The sequence below is a fragment of the Flavobacterium sp. KH_001 genome (assembly GCF_057840745.1).
In genome coordinates this window covers 2,182,307-2,200,794 of record NZ_CM174520.1, presented here as the reverse complement: position 1 = coordinate 2,200,794, position 18,488 = coordinate 2,182,307, and the positions used below count along the sequence as shown (strand labels likewise).

Annotated in this window: 12 protein-coding genes; all 12 read right to left on the bottom strand. The window is 34.8% G+C overall.

Annotated features, from left to right (window positions below):
* Nucleotides 1-3 precede the first annotated feature (3 nt).
* The 12 genes from AC3ITQ_RS09570 to AC3ITQ_RS09515 all read right to left on the bottom strand — a co-directional run bounded on the left by AC3ITQ_RS09570 (nt 4) and on the right by AC3ITQ_RS09515 (nt 18,482).
* Nucleotides 4-3,978, bottom strand: a complete 3,975-nt coding sequence (locus AC3ITQ_RS09570) for a DUF5977 domain-containing protein (protein WP_489238367.1) — start codon at nt 3,976-3,978, stop codon at nt 4-6.
* Nucleotides 3,979-3,985: 7 nt separating this feature from the next.
* Entirely contained in the window at nt 3,986-5,647 is a 1,662-nt protein-coding gene (locus tag AC3ITQ_RS09565) for a T9SS type A sorting domain-containing protein (RefSeq protein ID WP_489238365.1), read from the bottom strand.
* Nucleotides 5,648-6,141: 494 nt separating this feature from the next.
* Complete coding sequence (locus AC3ITQ_RS09560; protein WP_489238363.1) at nt 6,142-7,086, bottom strand: TolB family protein; 945 nt, start codon at nt 7,084-7,086, stop codon at nt 6,142-6,144.
* A gap of 156 nt (nt 7,087-7,242) precedes the next feature.
* On the bottom strand, nt 7,243-7,698 hold the full coding sequence (locus AC3ITQ_RS09555; RefSeq protein ID WP_489238361.1) for a hypothetical protein: 456 nt from the start codon (nt 7,696-7,698) through the stop codon (nt 7,243-7,245).
* Between the two features lie 23 nt (nt 7,699-7,721).
* A complete protein-coding gene (locus AC3ITQ_RS09550) occupies nt 7,722-8,402 on the bottom strand; it encodes a hypothetical protein (protein WP_489238359.1) in 681 nt (226 codons plus the stop codon).
* A gap of 569 nt (nt 8,403-8,971) precedes the next feature.
* Nucleotides 8,972-9,346, bottom strand: coding sequence for a hypothetical protein (locus AC3ITQ_RS09545; protein WP_489238357.1), 375 nt, complete (start codon nt 9,344-9,346; stop codon nt 8,972-8,974).
* 517 nt (nt 9,347-9,863) lie between these two features.
* The gene (locus AC3ITQ_RS09540) at nt 9,864-10,523 is read right to left on the bottom strand and encodes a hypothetical protein (RefSeq protein WP_489238355.1); all 660 of its coding nucleotides are present in this window, start codon (nt 10,521-10,523) and stop codon (nt 9,864-9,866) included.
* 313 nt (nt 10,524-10,836) lie between these two features.
* Entirely contained in the window at nt 10,837-13,275 is a 2,439-nt protein-coding gene (locus tag AC3ITQ_RS09535; RefSeq protein ID WP_489238353.1) for a DUF4982 domain-containing protein, read from the bottom strand.
* A 283-nt stretch (nt 13,276-13,558) separates the two neighbouring features.
* Nucleotides 13,559-14,590 (bottom strand): glycoside hydrolase family 53 protein, encoded by a 1,032-nt coding sequence (locus AC3ITQ_RS09530; protein WP_489238351.1) that lies wholly within the window; start codon nt 14,588-14,590, stop codon nt 13,559-13,561.
* A gap of 3 nt (nt 14,591-14,593) precedes the next feature.
* A complete protein-coding gene (locus tag AC3ITQ_RS09525) occupies nt 14,594-15,691 on the bottom strand; it encodes a glycoside hydrolase family 53 protein (protein ID WP_489238349.1) in 1,098 nt (365 codons plus the stop codon).
* Between the two features lie 83 nt (nt 15,692-15,774).
* The gene (locus AC3ITQ_RS09520; RefSeq protein WP_194658303.1) at nt 15,775-16,842 is read right to left on the bottom strand and encodes a SusE domain-containing protein; all 1,068 of its coding nucleotides are present in this window, start codon (nt 16,840-16,842) and stop codon (nt 15,775-15,777) included.
* 32 nt (nt 16,843-16,874) lie between these two features.
* Nucleotides 16,875-18,482: a RagB/SusD family nutrient uptake outer membrane protein gene (locus tag AC3ITQ_RS09515; RefSeq protein ID WP_489238347.1), complete on the bottom strand. Its 1,608-nt coding sequence runs from the start codon at nt 18,480-18,482 to the stop codon at nt 16,875-16,877.
* Between the last annotated feature and the right edge of the window lie 6 nt (nt 18,483-18,488).

Sequence of the window (18,488 nt, the reverse complement as noted above, 5' to 3'; positions counted from 1 at the left end):
GCTTTAAAATGATACAATTTCTGCATTGCTTAACGCAGGAACTGCAACGGTAAATGTCTTTGATGTTTCTCCATTTAATAATTCAAGAACTACACTCTTGTAATTGGTAGGATTTGTCGCAGTGTCATACACAATTTCTATATTAAATGTATGTCCAGTGTGGTTTGAAGAAGAGGCCGTTAAGGTCACAAACATCTTTTTTAGCAGTATATCCTGAACTCCTACAGCATTAAATGTAACACCTGTACAAGTTCCGTTAGCATTGGCATAGGCCTGACCGTCTAAATTAAATTTAGTAAGTCCTTTTGCATCAGCATCGGCCTGCGAAATAGTAGAAGTAACTGCACCTGCTGCCTGACTATAGGTAACGCTCGAAGCGATCATTCCGGCAGCACAATTGTTTCTGGTAAAGGAACCGCTTCTGGCGATACTGCTATACACCACCACATTTGCCAAAATATTACAGTCTATTACCTGCCCTTTATAATTGTAACAATATTTTTGAGCCACATTCAAATCTTTGTCAATAATATGCTTTAATCGGTTTGAGGTATCGTACTCATAATAGGTTGGAATTCCTTTTGAGTCTGTAATACTGGTAACACCAATAAGTGGATTGTATGTATAGGTACTGACCATGAATTGTGGAAAAGAAGTTCTTAAAGTGGTCAGCGCTTTTCTTAGAAGCTCTTCCTTGCAGTTCGCGGCAGGCATACAATTATCGTTGTCCGCATTAGATAAATTTTGCAGATTCAGCACGCTGGCCTCTATTGCACTGTATGCTGCATTTTCTACCTTGGCAATAGGCTGCGTTTTATTATACCCCCAGATAATAGAAACAGGCATACCGCTCTCTGTAGTATACTGGAGTAAATTTCCTTTATCATCATATTTGTCGTACGTAATTTTCTTCTCAAGGTTGCCTACACCAGTTATCAAAGGAAAGGTATTAGGAAACTTTGCACTGTAAATTATTTTCGGCAACAGTAAATTGCTTGTCGCTGTACTGTTATCATACACCGTCAGCTGTTCTGATAATTTAGTTGTTGCATTGAAAGTTTGGGTCTGCAGCGGCTGCATCGTATTGCTGGCAATAAGCTGGCTTCTGAAGGGCTGGCTGGCCATTTCAGCATCAGGTGCGTAAAAAAACTTGCTCTGAAGGGTTTCTCCCTTTGAATTCGTTGAAGTCTGAGAACTCAGCAAATGGTGACTTGGAGACGCATAATAATATTTAGTCGTATTCACTATGGGATTTCCCTTAAAATATTCTGTTTCTATTGTTTCTGTTTTCGCACGAATTATACAGTGGTTAAAGTATTTTTCTATTTTAAGCTTGGCTCTTATATTACAAATTAGTGTATTGCAGCCTACATACTCAACATTATTAGTAACATGCTCTAAATCCATAGCACTGAAATGAGTATCTGTCTTTATTCCAGTTGCTACATTATAGTTAAAAAAAGAAACATCACTTACTACTTCATATTTGGTTTTGATCGATTTAGCAGGAACATAAATACCACCCTGAAAGTTATAAATAATCGTTTCTTCCAGTTTTCCGTCATGCCAGCCCACAGGATTAGAACGCGTAGTATTATCCAAATATAATCTGTGAACGATTACCGGCTGGTCTGCTGTACCATCGTTTACATAATATCTATTTTCCGTTGCATTTTTATTGGCTAAAATAGCCGATACTGTCTCATAATTTATCCTGTTTCCTCGGGAAGCGAGCCCGCCAAGATAATTATTTGTCCCAAAAGTTATTACATTTTTGCAATCAACAAGTGTCCATGTCGATCTTCCCTCAGGGAAGCATTTTTGTGATACGCAATCATCAAACCATGGAGAATAAAAATAATTGTGATGCAATGAAGTTCGGCCTGATGTTAAATCAGTAACTTTATTATATACATAATCGGTCTTGTTGTACATGACACCATTAGCATCGTAATCAGCAATTGATTGTACACGTGCACCGCCGTAGTTCACAACAGTAGGTTCTTGTACATAATATGAATTGTATTCTACAATTATGTTTCCTCTTACGTCATCAAAATTTGTTGATACGCCATAGGTTACCGAATACTGCTGGCCAGATACGGTTGAGATTGGAAGAAAAATTGAGCCATTAATAGCGTCTGCCCCGTCTTCAATATAAACTGTTTCATTGGATAAGAAATGCTGATCAAAATCGTTTACTTTAGAATATAAAACTACCCCTGTTGTTACATTTTTAATGGTCAGACTATGCCTGTCATGCAAGAAATCAATATCATTTGTACTGCAGGAATTTGCAACTGCCTGAGCTAAAACAGATATAGGAGATCCGTTTGCTGTAAAAGTTAGGGTTCTTGAAGCCAAATCTCCTGCGACAGTCTGGCAGAGCGCTTTGCGGACGTCAAGAGACTGCATGGTTACCTTTTTCACGTTTAGTGTCTCCAGATTTAAATTGTTCTCATAATTGATCACTGAATAACCTTTGGTTGGATAAGTAATTTTATTGAGAACTCCGTATAATGATTTTACGGGATCAATGCTTCTATCTGCTTTGTCAATTAAACCAAGAAACTTATTCTTCATCCAAGATTTACTTGGATTGTCTGATTGACCATCATAATTTACATTTAAAAGAGAAGCCACTGTATTTCCATTGCTATAGCCATAAATATCCTGGCTGTAAGAAGTCCTTGGACTGATTCCGTTTATAGTATTATAATCAAATTGCTGTATTGAATTATTTTTATAGATAATTTTTTGAAGAAATGCTCTCTTTTTATTCTCTAAAGTATTGGTATTCGGTACATTTAATGAGTTATTAAGCGAATACACATATTCAAAATTAATTTTGTCCACATCCTGAAAACCGTCATTTACAATCATTTCACTGAGCAGATGTCCGGCATAATAGTCGGCTCGCTGCGTTAAATAATTAAATTTCACCTTTGAAGTTCCAAAATCGATCTGCGTCAATACTTTAGCATTGCTTGTCGTGAAATTAGTCAGACAGTCTGATATTATTCCAGCAGGGGGGCATCCTGGGCTATCTTCCTGCACATTGTAAACCACCATTTGTGAATAATCAAAAGGATAATATTTAAAAATGGTTTTATATGTAAATTTAACCACCTGGCCGTTAGATTCAATCTCTTTTAAATGCCAGCTTGTAGGTATGGGTTCCATATAATTTTTGGCACAGTCTCCTGCTATTTCAGAGCTTTCCACAAACTCAGCACTTCCGCCAAACGTATATTTCAGACCATCAGGTGTTATAAAAGTGAATTTAAGGTAATTATAGGCGCCAATTACAACTTTCTCGAAAGAGGCTTTTATTTCATTTTCATCTGTATCCAAATAAATTTGATTGTTTTCAATATAAAAGCTCCCGCTATGCCCATTAAAATTAAAACTGAAAGCATCCTGCTCGGTATCAAGTTTGTTATAGTAGTGACCTCCTGCATTATTATATATCGTATTCCACAGGTCCATGGCTTTCTGTTTTATATTGGTTAAATAATACGCATCTGTATAGTTGCCTCCAATAATTTCATCAATGACCGCAGTTTCCGGCCTGTATTTTACTGTTGCCGCAAACTCATCCGGCTGGTCCTTAACTACTCTGGTAATCATACCTCCCGCCATTAGATTCCAACCCATACCGGCAATACCGGCAATGTCATTTACCTTAACCCCATCGGTATAATAATTCAGGGAAACAGGCACGTTTATTCCTGCATGTTTTATGGAATATAATGGGGCAGTGTATGCAAAACCTCCACTATTATTACTCATTTCCAAACCTCCGTATTTGGTAAAATTATAATTATCCATTGAAGGCGGAAGAACATTAGGTTTTTCTGGCTGTGCTACAGCAAGAAATGTATTTAACACAAAAACCAGCATTAATACTGTTTTTGAATGAACACTTAATTTATTTATTCCAAAACGCTGACTTATTGATTTTATATATGGATGCATACTGCTTTTAATTAACTGATTTGATAACTTTAACCGATTCTGTTTTTACATCGGTTTTGATATTGATAATGTAGATTCCTTCTGAATATTTGCTTAAATCTACCGGCACTGTTCTGCTTGAAATACTGAATTCCTGCAGAACCCGGCCGGTCATATCAACTAAAGTGGCGGTTCCTTCTTTAAAATCATAACCAATAATTACATTGGTATATGATTTTACCGGATTAGGAATAGCCTCTATACTGGCTTTGATTTTCTCCACTTTTGTTTTGTCTTTTAATTTAACCACCCAAAAATCATTGCTTCCTACATTAGAGTTTTTGTCTTTTGAAGAATTTGAATTAGAAGTTCCCGCCATCAAATATCCGCCGTCCCGCGTTTCAATTAATTTTCGAAGAATGTCTTCTCCGCTGCTTCCAACAGTTTTATTCCAGAGTTCTTCTCCTTTGTCATCGATTTTAAGGGCTATGTAATCGTTAACACCGTCTTTATCGGGATTTACTCCAACAGCTTTAGCAACAGTATTTGCCACAGAACGGTTTGCTTCTGTTTTCGCATAACCTCCAATTAAAAAGGTATGATCTACATTTTCAACCAAAGAAGTCAGAATATCTACTTTTCCAAAATCGTAGGTTTTACTCCAGTCGACACTTCCTGCACGGTCTATTTTCAGAATCCAAAAATCAGTTCCATTGCTGACTATACCGCCTTGTGGAGTTAATGCATTTGTACTGCTTGAATTCCCTCCAATAATGAAACCTTCATCAGAAGTCTGATGAACTACATAAGGCTGATCATCACCATCCGCACCATAAGTGTTTTGCCATTGAATTTCACCTGTATCATTTATTTTTACGATCCAGTAGTCTCCAGCCCCTTTATTGTTGTCTGTTTTTTCTCCAGAAATTGGAGAATTAGAATAACCTGCTAAAATATATCCATTGTCAAGAGTCTGCTCCATGCTTCGCAGCAAATCGGAATATTGTCCTCCATAGGTCTTTTGCCATTCGATACTACCCTCTTTACTTAGCTTCACAACCCAATAATCCATATTGCCTCTGCTTTTTTCTGATTTATTAAATAAATCTGCTTTGGTAGTGGCAGTTGATTTCCCTTCTGGTTTAGTATTTGAAATTGTTGGAGGATTAGAACTTGAAGAACCTCCTAAAATATAGCCACCGTCTTTAGTTTGGAAAGCACATAAGAGTTCGTCCTGGCCATTTCCTCCAATTGTTCTCTGCCACTGTTCTTCTCCTGAAGCATCTAGTTTTATGATCCAGAAATCCGTTATCCCTTTACAGTCTTCTCCTTTTTGAAAACCGCTTCCTGAACTTGATGTACCGGCTAAAATAAATCCGCCATCTTTAGTTCCTTTAATACTTTGGAGTAAATCAAAACCATTTCCGCCAATGCTTTTCTGCCAGTCGAGTTCTCCTTTTTCATTCATTTTCCAGATCCAATAATCCAGATCTCCATGATTATCATCCGCTTTACTTCCAGTTTTGTCAGATACAGAGCTGCCAGCCAATATAAATCCATAATCGGCAGTGGGCTGGGCATCAAATAAATAATCTGCATGAATTCCTCCGTAAGATTTTTCCCAAATAATGCCTTGAGAAAATGTAAACAACGGCAGGAAAACAGGAATTAGTAGGTAAAGTTTTTTCATATGCAATTTGTAGGTTAAGCTTCGCGAAATTTATTTTTTGTTCGCAAATCTAAGTTAGACATTTGTTAAAATTTTACGGAAACCCACATTTTGAGATATATTACTCAATCATGCCAATAAAGATGCTGATTTAAAAAAAATTATGGAAACAAAAAAACATCAAAAATCAAAATTGAAATTGATGGTTTTAAATTTTTTAAAAGGACAATTATATAGTTACAATTTTCAAATCATCTATAAAATGGTTCGAAAATTGTCCCGTTAGGGCTACTAAGACAAAAAGCTTCAGAGAAATCTGGAGCTTTTTTTTATTACAATACTTCCGAAACTAGACATCGGCTAGTAAAAAAAGATTTAAAAAAGCAAAGCCATCCCGTAACAGAATGGCTTTTGCTTTATTGATTTTGATTGCGCTCCCGAACGGAACGCTCGTGCTAGCGGGGGAAAAGCAGCTCAGCATTATGCTAATTTCTTTATTATAACTTATAAAATAACTATTTAAAATTAGGTAATCGAATTTTAAATTTGCTTAAAATCTTACCCTGATAATCTATAATTGTAATATTCTCGATATTATCGGATACAAAAATTTTCTTTTCATTTTTAAAAAATGAAGTAGTTTTAATTTGAACTCCTGGTTCCGAGGTAAAAATGGAAACGGGCTTAGAATCTTTTCCATCCCATAAGTAAACCTCAAAATTAGAGGCTAGTAGATATTTTTGATCTACTTTAGAATAGCTCACCGGACTGCTGTAAATCTGATCTACCAACGCAGAATCAATCTTACCTTTTATATTTAATTCTTCTTTTTTTAAGTTCCCTACGGTATATTTAAAAATACCAGTCAGGTCACAATTCACAATAAATGTATTACGATCTGTAAAATCATATGAATTAATAGCATAATAACTACTCTCAGTAAGTTTTTTCAGTGTTTTATTCTTCACATTATAGCTATACAAATCCATTCCGTTAGGATGTTGGGTTGCTATTGGGGAATGATTTGAATATTCCTTTGCTTTTATAAAAGTGATCTGATTCGTATCATATTCTGAGAATTTTGCTCCAAATAATAAATTGTCTTTATAGATCTCCTTTGAATTAGTGCCATCAGAATTACAAACAAACAAATGAATAACAGGATCAACATTTTTCCATGCTCGATAAATTATTTTTTTTCCATCAGGAGAAAAACTTGGTTCAGATAAATTATAGCCGTCATTAATTATCAATATTTTCGAAATTATATCTCCAATTTTAAAAGTGTATATTTTTGAATCACCATCTTTTTCGTACACATACAGTACTTCTTTATTGTTTGGACACAAATAAACCTCATTGGTTAGTACTCCCTCAAATTGTTTTTTTGGACAAAAAAAATAGATAAGTACCGGAATTAAACATAGAACCCAGATTATTTTTCTTTTATATATCATCATAAATGATTTAATTAATTGGCCCCTCGCCCTGCTCTCCGAAGTGTTCTTAATTCACGCTGTGCATTTTAATGATAAAAACAGATACTTAAAGAAGTTTCTTTTTTAATCTAGCTGAAAAAAATATTTTTTATTCTCAATTACAAGCTAAAAAAATACTCAACAATGCATTTCTTCCTTATGAATCTCTTCTATTAAAACTCGCTTTAGATTTTCGAAATCGGCTGTACCGACAAAAAAAGTCTTTGTCTTATCTTTTGATTTTAAAAGTATGGCATTTCCAAAATTCACATTGTATAACCATCCGTGGTTTGTAATTCTAATTCCTAAACCTGTTAACCAGTTAACTTTTATCATTTGAATACTTGCAATATCAATATCTCTGATAGGCATTTCTTTTTTAAAAAAACCAAATCCAAAATAAGCTGAAATTTTACTTTCATTCAACTTGATGGTCAGTTTGTGAAAAATGATAAAAATGATAATCAAAAATAAAGTAGGAAAGTACAGATTCGTTTTGTCCGTAAAAGGATAAATTACTAGTAAAAAAGTAATTATAAAGATTATTAAAATAGAATAAGAGAATTGAACATTTTTGTATTTAAGACCTGGCATAAATTAATTTCTTTCAGAAGTTACTATTTAATCTCTTTAGGTAAAGTAGTATGATTTTGATCTTCATCTCTTTGCTCTCCCGATTTAACTTGTATAAAGTCCTCATAATTGGTAAAATATTCCAACCCTAATACTAAGAGCAGCGAACTTGCATTATATACTTTCTGCATTATAATTGCTAAACCTAAATAACCAAAACCAAAAAGGGAAAAGAAACAGTAAAAAGTCAATAGACAGATAATACAGCAGAATTTAAGAAAATGACGTTTTGACTTTAGGATAAATATGGTAATAATAAATAAACCAAGCAATGTTAAAATGATTGATATTGTTCCGAGGTCATGCAAGGGAGTTGCAATTAAGAAAATAAATAATAGATTAGCGATGCCTATAAATTTTAAAACTTTAGCCCACTGTCTCAAAGGTATTTTTTTTGACATATTGATGAAAAAAATTCCATAACCAACCGAATGGAATGCCATTCCGATAATTGCCCAAATCCTGCCCGGGTTTTCTGAACCGTTTATCGCTTTTGCTGCAAACAAATTACTTACGAAATTTTTTGACCAGTCAAAGCCCACAGAATTTTTATCAAGCAATGAGCCGCCTGGATAAAGTAAGGCTGCTATTACCAGCAAAATCACGGAAATGACCAAACATATCAAAACCGAATATTTCTTAACCCTTTCCTTAATTTTTTCCATAGTCAACTAAATGATGTGTTGTTTGTTTCAAGTTAGTTTACAATGACCTCTAACTTATCGATATGTGTGATAAAACCTGATCCCCTACTCCCTGAAATGTTCCTCGATAACGCTTCGCAATTCTGAAAGCCTTCGGGACCGACTTTTCTCCATTTTAAACAAATATAAATTAAAAATAGAAACCTTATAAAGTCTCTGGCTTTTAAACTAAATTTCTTAGATCCAGTTCCTACAATTAAAAAAAAATCAAATTAATGATAAGAACTACTCGTAAAAAATCGTGAGCCATTTATCAAATTTAGAATTTCTTAGAAACAAAAAATGCGGAAAATTATGTTCGTATTTTTCATGAGGAATATTTCAGAGATCGGGATTTTTTACCTTTCAACATACAAGCCAAATGAAAAGATTTGTGAAGAAGCATGATAATTTTCAATATGCTAGAAATGAATAGAGGCGAGCTGTCGCTCGCCTCTATTTTATTTAATTTCTTTTAATAAATATTCTTTTCAAGCAGGTATTACATTATATCATATGACAAAACTTATCTTGAAATATTGCACTACTTTTTAGTTAAAACAAGCAATATAGGTAACTAACCCTGACGAATTAACTGAAACAACTGTTATTGATGTCCCCGCAACTAACTTATAATAAGTTGACGTAGCCCCTGTCCATTTTGATGAAAGAGATGAATCGGTATACAATTGTGTTCCTTCTGAAATAAAAGAAGAATCTGTATATAAATTTCTTCCAAGGTTTACACCCAGATTACAAGTATCACTACCTCCTTTATCATACAATGCAAAAGCAAAGGTCACAACATATTGACTGTCCTTCGAAAAGGAAAATAACGATGCTTTTGGCAAAGGTTCACTGTTAGGTGTTTTACCAAAAGAAATTCCAAAAGCAAATAATGCGATAATTAAAGCTGTTTTTTTCATTTGTTATTTTTTTAAATTAGGTATTTTCAAATATAAGAAAATTTATACATAAAATATAAAAAATTGCATTTTTTATATTTTTAACCAACAAAAAACATAAAAATAAGACAAAAAAAACAAAAAAGCGTATTTTTACAGAGATATATTCAAAGCGTATTTTTAAGCAAAAAGCTAGTACTAAAACAAATTAGTACTACAAAAATGCCTCCTGAAATTCTCTGAAAAATTTCAATAAAACGCAATAATTATTAAAAATTTTAATTCGTACAAAATTCCTCGACTATGCATTCATTTGAGTATAATTTAATAGCTTCTTATGTATAATTTGAGAAACAAAGTACTGCTTACGATAAAAAAATCTTACTTTTTCACTTCTTTGCCACAAATTAATACTAGGAACTATTCCTAAAAATGAGAAGACCTTCATCAGGTTTAGAATTTCTTAGAAACAAAAAAATGCGCAAAGTTAGAGACATTTGCCACAGCACGAGCGAGAACACTTCAGAGAGCGGAAAAACTACTCCAAATTTAATATTTTAATTATATCCTCATCAAATGGATTCTTTGAATTAATTATAATTATATAAAAACTTTCACGCCCCTTATAAAATAAAAATACTGTTGGGGTTGGTCCCTTAGTAAAATCTGAAAGTATTTGATGTTCTCCTTTTTCATTGCTGAGAGACATTTGATTTATTGAACCATAAAACCCTTTATAATTAGCACCCTTAAAGGTTCTCTCTATTTTTGAAGATTCATCTAAGCTTACATTTATGGCAGAATTAAAAACAAAACCATAGTTAATCGTAAATTCTAAGTCGCTGCCCTTATTTAATATTTCTCCTGAATCAAACTTCACATCTTCAAGATTGACATTTTGATTAATGGTTGCTTTTTTCAATTCTGCATTACCCAAGTCCTTAAACTCCCATATAATTATATTATAAATGTCTTCATATGCAAAATTATTATAAACATCCCTTTTTTTTACATAACTATAACAGAAATTAGTATCAATATTTGTTTTAGCAGAATCTTTAAAAACCCACATATATTCTTTATAGGTCTCCGAATCTGGAGAATGACTGTATCTCATAGTAACGTAAAAAAAATAAGATAAATAGCTAATTACTACTAGTATTATAGTTGCTATTATTATTTTCAAAGTCTTATTCATATCAAAATTCAGTTAAATATTGCATTCCTCGCTATACAAAATATTCCTTATTCGCACCGCATTCTATGACTTTGCGTCATTTTAGCAAATATAATTGAAAAACCCGAACCTCATAAAGTCTCCGACTTTTAAACTAATTTTCTTAGAATGTTGTTTCCAAAATATAAAAAGACAATAATTATGAAGTAACACAAAAAGTCAGAAGACTTTTATCAGATTTACAATTTTTAAAACAAAGAAATGCCCAAAAGTCTTTTAAACATTTGGGCATTTCTTCATAAAATACTGTTTCAATTTAACAGCAATCCAGTTATTATAACTCCGACTTCAAATCTATTTTACCCTTCTGAAGACCTTTACCAGTTACTTCCAATTGGATGGCTCCTGCAGTTTTGACTGCTTTAACCAAGACCACAAGTTTTCCGCTGAAAAGCTTCATTTTGTTTTCATGAAATATTTCTAACGAAGTTGCATCGCCATTACATGCAGCTCTGTACGTTGCTGCGCCGGTTACTTTAAATTGCAATTCATTTACTGCTGTTGGACATGGAATTCCATTTTTATCTACAACTGAAACCGTTACAAAAGAGATATCCTCGCCATCGGCTTTGATAACTTTTCGATCTGCTTCGAGAACAATTTTATACGGATCTCCAGCCGTTTTAACTTCACTTTCGGCAGCTATTTTTCCATTTGAATCAAATGCTACCACTTTTACTGTTCCTGGCTCATATTTAACATCCATCCACATCAGGCGATAGCGGTTTTGTGGAGTAGAATTGTTTTTTTTCTGCACGCCCATACTTTTTCCGTTGACGAAAAGTTCTGCACTGTCATAATTCGTGTAAACGAAAATGGGCGTAACCTCTCCTTCTCTTCCTTTCCAGTTCCAATGTGGTAATATATGAAGCGTTTTATCCTCCTTATTCCATCTGCTTCTATAAAGATAAAAACGGTCTTTGGGAAGTCCTGCTAAATCTGAAATTCCAAAATAAGAACTTCTTGACGGCCATTTTTCATCATAAGGTGTTGGCTCTCCTAAGTAATCAAAACCAGTCCAGACAAATTCTCCAATAACCCATGGTTTGTCATCCTGAAGCACAAAATCTTCGTCAGGAACATTCGACCAACTGCACGCTTCGAGATCATAAGATGAACTTTGAAAATCATCATATTGCTTTTCTTTTTGCTGAACAACAGGGAATTTATAAATTCCTCTTGAACTCACTGTTGAAGCTGTTTCTGAACCCAAAATAAATCCTTGTGGAAATGATTTATAAGCTTCTTCATAAAGATGCACTCTGTAATTCAACCCCGGTACATCTAATAAAGATCCAAAACCTGATGCCATAGTTTGTTTTACCTGATCCATTCCGACAGTTACCGGACGCGTAGGATCTTCTCTATGAAAAACATCCTGTAAAAATTTAGCTCTGGTCAGACCTTCAGCTCCATATTGATCCGGAACTTCGTTTCCTGAGCTCCACATAACAATACAAGGATGATTTCGTGTGGCTCTTACTAAATTTACAATATCTTTTTCTGCATATTCTTCAAAAAAGCGATGGTAACCGTTTTGTACTTTTGGCTTTGCCCATTCATCAAAACTTTCAGCCAGAAACATAAATCCCATTTCGTCGGCCAATTCAAGCTGCTCAAAAGAGGGCATATTATGAGAACTTCTGATTGCATTACATCCCATGTCTTTTAGAATGGTGAGCTGTCTTCGAAGCGCCGCTTTGTTTATAGCAGCACCAAGAGGTCCAAGATCATGATGAAGACAAACGCCTTTAAATTTCGTCACTTTTCCGTTAAGGCTAAATCCTTTATTAGGTTCGTATTTGATTGATCTAATTCCAAATTTTATACTTTGTTCGTCTTTTAAAGTTCCGTCAGCTGCATATAATTTGGTTACAGCTGTATACAAATATGGCGTTTCAGGACTCCATAAATGAGGTTTGGCAACAGCAATACTTTGATGAAATTTTCCCTCTTTTATTTCTGTATTTTTCTGTGTTGCGACTACATTATTATCTGCATCTTTTATTTGGGTTATCATTGACACATTACTACCGTTAACCTCAGCTTTAAGAGCAACAACAGCGGTATTTTCTTTGATTTCCGGAGTTGTAATAAAGGTTCCCCATTGTACAAAGTTTTCTTCTTCTTTTATCACAATACTCACTTTTCTGTATAAACCTGCTCCGGGATACCATCTTGAAGAAAATGGCATATTGGTTAGTTTTACAGCTAATACATTTTCTGCACCAGCAAGGAGATCATTGGTAATATCAATGTAAAAATAGCTGTATCCGTAACCCCAGTTTCCTATTTTTTTTCCGTTTAAAAAAACCTGAGGTTCGCTCATGGCACCTTCAAAAATAAGGAGTGCTTTTTTTCCTTTTTTAAACTCGGGAATAGAAAAGGTGTTGCGATACCAGCCTGTACCAATATGTGGCAGCGCACCGGTACGACCGGTTTTTTCGGTAGGAACTTTTTCTCCGTTTTGTTCAATTGCCGAAACTTGTTTGTCCCACTCTTTATCAAAAGGTCCGTAAATGGCCCAATCGTGAGGTACACTTACTTTTTCCCATTTGGAAGTATTGAAATTTACTGCAGATGCTTCTTCTTTCACTTCTTTAGAAAAACGCCAGTTATCTTTTAAAATAACGGTGGTGGATTGTGACCTCATTTTTCCAGATGAAAAAATTAACAGAAATAAGAATACTATTGATTTAAAAATTAATTTCATTTTTCTTTTTGTTCTCTTACTATCAAGAAACTACGTTTTTAAAGATTAAATCCCCTAACCCGTTGGATGTAATGTATAAAAATTTAATTAAACACATAGAAACATAGATTTTATGATTTTGAAAAAAGTAAATCAAAAAGAAACTCGTTTCTCACACATAGCTATGTGTGTTAATGCAAGTGAAACGCCTTTTTTGAGTCCAATATGCTATGTTTCTATGTGTTAAAAATAATTACACCTAATAGGTTAACTTAGTTTCTTATGGTAAAATTTAATTGTTTATTTAATTTTTGAAAGCATCCAATGCCGGTGATGGTTTTCCGTCAGGAAGCCAGGCGTTTAATTGATAACCGCTCCAGCTTTTTTCGCCTTGTGGTTCCCAATAAATAACGCCTAAACCTTTGTTATCAGGTACACTTTTTACGGCTTTTATTGTGGCTTCAAGCATTTCTTTGGTGTTTTGTTCTAATGTATAATCACCACCTACTTCGACTACCATAACTTCTTTGTTGTAGCGGGAGGCCATGTCTTTTAGATTATTTTCTAAATCTAAAATGGTGCTTTGATAATCGGTTTTGATCCAGTACGGATAATACGATAATCCGATTACATCATATTTGACCTTATTTTCAGTGGCTTTATCAAAAAACCATCTGAATTTCTCACTTTTATTTCCTTCGTCTAAATGAACAATTACTTTTATTTTTGAGTCGATGGCTTTTGTTGCTTTGTATCCTTTATTAAGTAATTGTGCCAATTGATTGAAATTGTCTGTATGTCCTTCCGGCCAAAGCATGCCGCTTGGAATTTCATTTCCAACCTGAACCCATTCGGGAGTGACTCCTGCTTTCTTCAACAGTTTTAGAACATCGTAGGTATGTTGATATACATCGGTTAACAATTCCGGAAAAGAATGTTTTGCCCATGCTGCAGGTTTGTTTTGTTTGCCGGGATCTGCCCAGGAATCGCTGTAATGAAAATCGATCATGATACGCATTCCCATTTTTTGAGCGCGAACCGCCATGATCACCGTTTCTTCAGGGCTGCAGTGTCCGCTGGCTTTATCATCATTCGGGTTAACCCAAACGCGCAAACGAATGGTGTTTATTCCGCGGTCTTTTAATAATTGCAGACAGTCTTTTTCAGAGCCGTCTGTATCATAAAATTTATAGCCTGTTGCTTCCATTTGTGGCAGCCAGCCTACATCTGCTCCTTTTGAAAAGGAGTTTTTTTCGCTAATCATTTTTGATTTACAAGAAGTAAATCCAAATACAATTAACATCAAAAAAGATACAATTTGAAGTGATTTTTTCATGTTTTAGTCTTTACTGAAAGCTTGCATTACGGATAAGGCATTATTATCAAAACTATACAATGCCTGATTTTCAAAGGTAGAACCACTTGCCGATTGTGGTCCTTTAAAAGCAACCCATTCTCCGCCCCAGTACGCAAATCCTTGTCCAAATTCTGATGTTTTTACGATGTTTTTAATATCCATAACAAAAGTTCTTTGTCCTGTTGGCGTTGCCGGATAGCCGGGTACCAGCTGATCGTTTGTTCCTACAATATTATTAGTTTGATCATTGTACAACAGAGTAAAAGGATAAGCGGTTTCTGCAATCAGGACTTTTTTACTGAATTTCTTTCCTAAAGCATCAATGGTATTTTTTACTACTGTCAAGTCTTTACCGTGCCAAACAGGATAGTATGATAGTCCAATATAATCGTAATCAACACTTTTCATTTTATTAAAAAACCAATCTGTAGCACCACCTTCTACGCCTGCGTAATGAATCATTATTTTTGTGTTTGGTGCTTTACTGCGAACTGTTGCACTTGCAGCACTTAATAAAGCGATACATTGTTGTTCGTTGCTGATTAAATTTCCTTGTGGCCATAATAATCCACTATTGATTTCATTACCAATTTGAATAATATCCGGCTTGATTTCTGTAATTATCGTAGCGGTATAATCCGAAACTGCCGTTTTTAAATCGGCAAAAGATAAATTTTTCCATTCTTCAGGAGTAGTCTGAACTCCCGGATCTGCCCAATTATCCGAATAGTGAACAGTTAGCCAGACTCTTAAACCGGCCTGTCTTGCTTTTTGAGCCAATTGTTTTACTTCGTTTAAACCAGAACGGCCGTTTACAGGATTTTTCCATAAACGAATTCGGACCGTATTACAACCTGCATTTTTTAGTGTGGTAAGCATTGGTTCGGCTTTGCCATTGCTGTAAAATTTAGTTCCCAACGATTCCATTTGAGGAAGAAAAGAAACATCTGATGCCCTGATAAAAGTATCACTTGCATCTGGTGGGTTGACCGCTTCTGTGTCTGCAGCATCATTACTGGAGCATGAAAACTGAATTGCCGTTATCGCAAGTAACCCAAGAATTTTTATATATTTTTTCATGATAGGAGTTATAGTAATTGAAATTTTGAATTTAGAAGAAGCCTCAAAATAAGCTGAGGCTTCTCTTCTTTTTTTAATTCAATTTATGGAGTTGGTATAAACATATAACGTCCATCTATATCATTGAACCAGATTTCATACTTTCCAGCTTCAACAATAATATCTCCGCCATTATCACCCCAACTAACATCCCAGCTATTGTTGGCTTTGAATTTCATTTTTCCTGCTTTTAAAGTTTGAGTAACTTTCCAGATATGGGCATCAAAATCAGATTTCACTAAAGGAACTTCTGTATCCCAACCCGTATCATCGCCTGTTAATACAGATCCCGTCATGGTAATTGTTGCGTACGTTGTCATTGGTCCTGTATAAGGCTCTATTTTATAAGTAAGTTCTTCAAGATTAATTTCAAAACTATAATAACCTGAAGCTGTCGTTGGGAAAACACCCGGATCAGGATCACTTTCAGTTGCTCTGTATTGTACTTTGGCACCATTTGTTCCGTAAGCCGGAGCCCAGAAACCAATTTGTTCAATTAATTTGAAACCGTCTTTATTAAAGAATCCTGTATAATAGAACTTTGCGTTTTCTTTTGTATCTCTGTAAATTGGCATGTTATTGCTCGTTACACTCCATCCTGCAGCAGTACCAGGTCCTACTAAAAACAAATCAATTTTAGGGAATACACCTCTGTAAGGAGTCAATGCAATCGTAATTGGTGTAGAAAGTTTTGGCTCTGAAAGTGTTGTTCCAACCGTTGATTTAATTCTAACATCGATTGTTCCTTCAACATCAGGCGTAAGTCCCAATTCAAGTGCTTTTGCATTAAGCTCAGCCACTGAAATAGACGCATGTGTACTTGTAGAAGTTGTAATATCTATCGGCGCTGCAAACTCTGTATTACTGGCTGCAAACTGTACGGTATAGGTAACGATTGTTGGTGTTCCGTAACTCACTTTTTCCCAGGTAAAAGTCAGGGCAGTGTTGTTTGGTGTGTCTTTATTTAAAATAGTCGAAGAACCATTATCAGGTGTAATGATTGCAAAAGCCGCTTCCTGAGGCTCTAAGATCATCAAATCTGTTTCGTTTTCACAAGACCAAAGTCCTGTAACTAAAGCAATAGCTATAAAAATTTTATATATGTGTTTCATTTTTTGTATCGTTTATGTTTTAAAAAAAAGTTTTAGTAACCCGTGTTTTGAGTCAAATTTCTATTGGCTCCCAATGATCCTTCCGGAATAGGGAAAACACTCATGTAAGAAGGAATAGAAATTCCTTTTGAAGAATTTCCTTTCCACGCCCAATTGTAAGATCCTCCGGTATATTTTCCAAAACGAATTAAATCCTGTCTTCGGTGTGCTTCCCAGTGTAATTCGCGCGCTCTTTCATCAATTAAAAAATCAAGCGTTAATTCGCTTTGCGCAATGTTTCCAACAGTCGAATTACTATTAGCTCTTTGTCTTAAAGCATTTACATAATTTAATGCCTGAGTAGTTGTTCCGTTTCCGCCTCTTAAAGTCGCTTCTGCATACATTAAATACACATCGGCTAATCTGAATAATGGAAAATCAGTATCAGCATAAGTAGAACTTATTCCGTTCACTCCTGTAGACGTTTTATTAGAAAATTTAGATAAAATATAGCCTTGTGTTTTTACACCAATATCTTCAATATCAATAGATCTTTGTTTTCCGGGATCACCCTGAACGCCTTTTCCTATTGTATTTCTGGTATCCTGACTGAATTTTGTTCCGTCAAATTTTTGAGCAAATTCTTTTCTGATTCTAAGTGCTCCTGTCCAGCCACCAATTCCAAAGTCGGCACCATTATTTTCCCATGCCCCAATTTGCCCGTTTGTTAAAACAGTTGTTGCTCCCCAGTTTTGAGAAACTGCTCCATCTGACTGGATTCCGAAAATAATTTCTGCAGAAGTATTGTTATCTGCTTTAAAGTTGTCCAGGTATTTTGATTTTAAAGTATAACCGCCTGCAATAACTTCATTACACATTGTAATACAATCATCAAAACGATCCGCCTGAATGTAAACCTCAGCATTCAAATACATTTTTGCCAAAATCATACGTGCCATAGATTGATCTAATCTTCCGTATTCATTTGTTCTCGCTGCTTTTAAATCGGGTAAAACAGCTTTAAGTTCCGTTTCAACAAAATCAAATAATTGTTTTCTGTTAAACTCAGGTCCTGTAAAATTTATTGGATCATTTTCAGTATACATTGGTGCTTTTCCAAATAAATCCATCATGTTATAATACGCATACGCTCTTAAAACACGAACTTCCTGGCGGTAAAGTGCTATATCGGCCAACGTCGCAGCATTAGTAATTCCTCTTGAACTTAACTTTTCCGGCGTACTCTGACGTAAAAACTCGTTTGCATACGAAACAGAAACCATGGTTCTGCTAAACATTCCTAAAATAACAGGATTTGCGGCTGTCCAGATGTTACGTTGTAATTCTGCTGTTCCTCCGTCATTTTCATAACTCCAAACCAATTCGTCCGTAGTTAATTCTTGCAAGTACAATAAACATCTTGTAAACTGGCTTGTTCCTGCATCTACACCTTCAAGCGATGAATTATCAGGCCCCAATACTCCCGTTAAAGTTAGATTTCCGTATACTCCTGCAAATGCTTTTTTGTATCCTTCAGGTGTAGAAAATAAAACATCAGAAGAGAGAACGTCGTCATCTTCAGAGACTACGTTTAAGTCATCAGTACAAGAATGAAAAACGGTAGTCAATGCTAAAATTGTTATTAAAATATATTTTTTCATCTTTTC

Excerpts from the sequence above, each read along its gene's own strand:
- AC3ITQ_RS09570 (WP_489238367.1), bottom strand. The coding sequence starts at position 3,978 with ATGCATCCATATATAAAATCAATAAGTCAGCGTTTTGGAATAAATAAA.
- AC3ITQ_RS09565 (WP_489238365.1), bottom strand. The coding sequence starts at position 5,647 with ATGAAAAAACTTTACCTACTAATTCCTGTTTTCCTGCCGTTGTTTACA.
- AC3ITQ_RS09560 (WP_489238363.1), bottom strand. The coding sequence starts at position 7,086 with ATGATGATATATAAAAGAAAAATAATCTGGGTTCTATGTTTAATTCCG.
- AC3ITQ_RS09555 (WP_489238361.1), bottom strand. The coding sequence starts at position 7,698 with ATGCCAGGTCTTAAATACAAAAATGTTCAATTCTCTTATTCTATTTTA.
- AC3ITQ_RS09550 (WP_489238359.1), bottom strand. The coding sequence starts at position 8,402 with ATGGAAAAAATTAAGGAAAGGGTTAAGAAATATTCGGTTTTGATATGT.
- AC3ITQ_RS09545 (WP_489238357.1), bottom strand. The coding sequence starts at position 9,346 with ATGAAAAAAACAGCTTTAATTATCGCATTATTTGCTTTTGGAATTTCT.
- AC3ITQ_RS09540 (WP_489238355.1), bottom strand. The coding sequence starts at position 10,523 with ATGAATAAGACTTTGAAAATAATAATAGCAACTATAATACTAGTAGTA.
- AC3ITQ_RS09535 (WP_489238353.1), bottom strand. The coding sequence starts at position 13,275 with ATGAAATTAATTTTTAAATCAATAGTATTCTTATTTCTGTTAATTTTT.
- AC3ITQ_RS09530 (WP_489238351.1), bottom strand. The coding sequence starts at position 14,590 with ATGAAAAAATCACTTCAAATTGTATCTTTTTTGATGTTAATTGTATTT.
- AC3ITQ_RS09525 (WP_489238349.1), bottom strand. The coding sequence starts at position 15,691 with ATGAAAAAATATATAAAAATTCTTGGGTTACTTGCGATAACGGCAATT.
- AC3ITQ_RS09520 (WP_194658303.1), bottom strand. The coding sequence starts at position 16,842 with ATGAAACACATATATAAAATTTTTATAGCTATTGCTTTAGTTACAGGA.
- AC3ITQ_RS09515 (WP_489238347.1), bottom strand. The coding sequence starts at position 18,482 with ATGAAAAAATATATTTTAATAACAATTTTAGCATTGACTACCGTTTTT.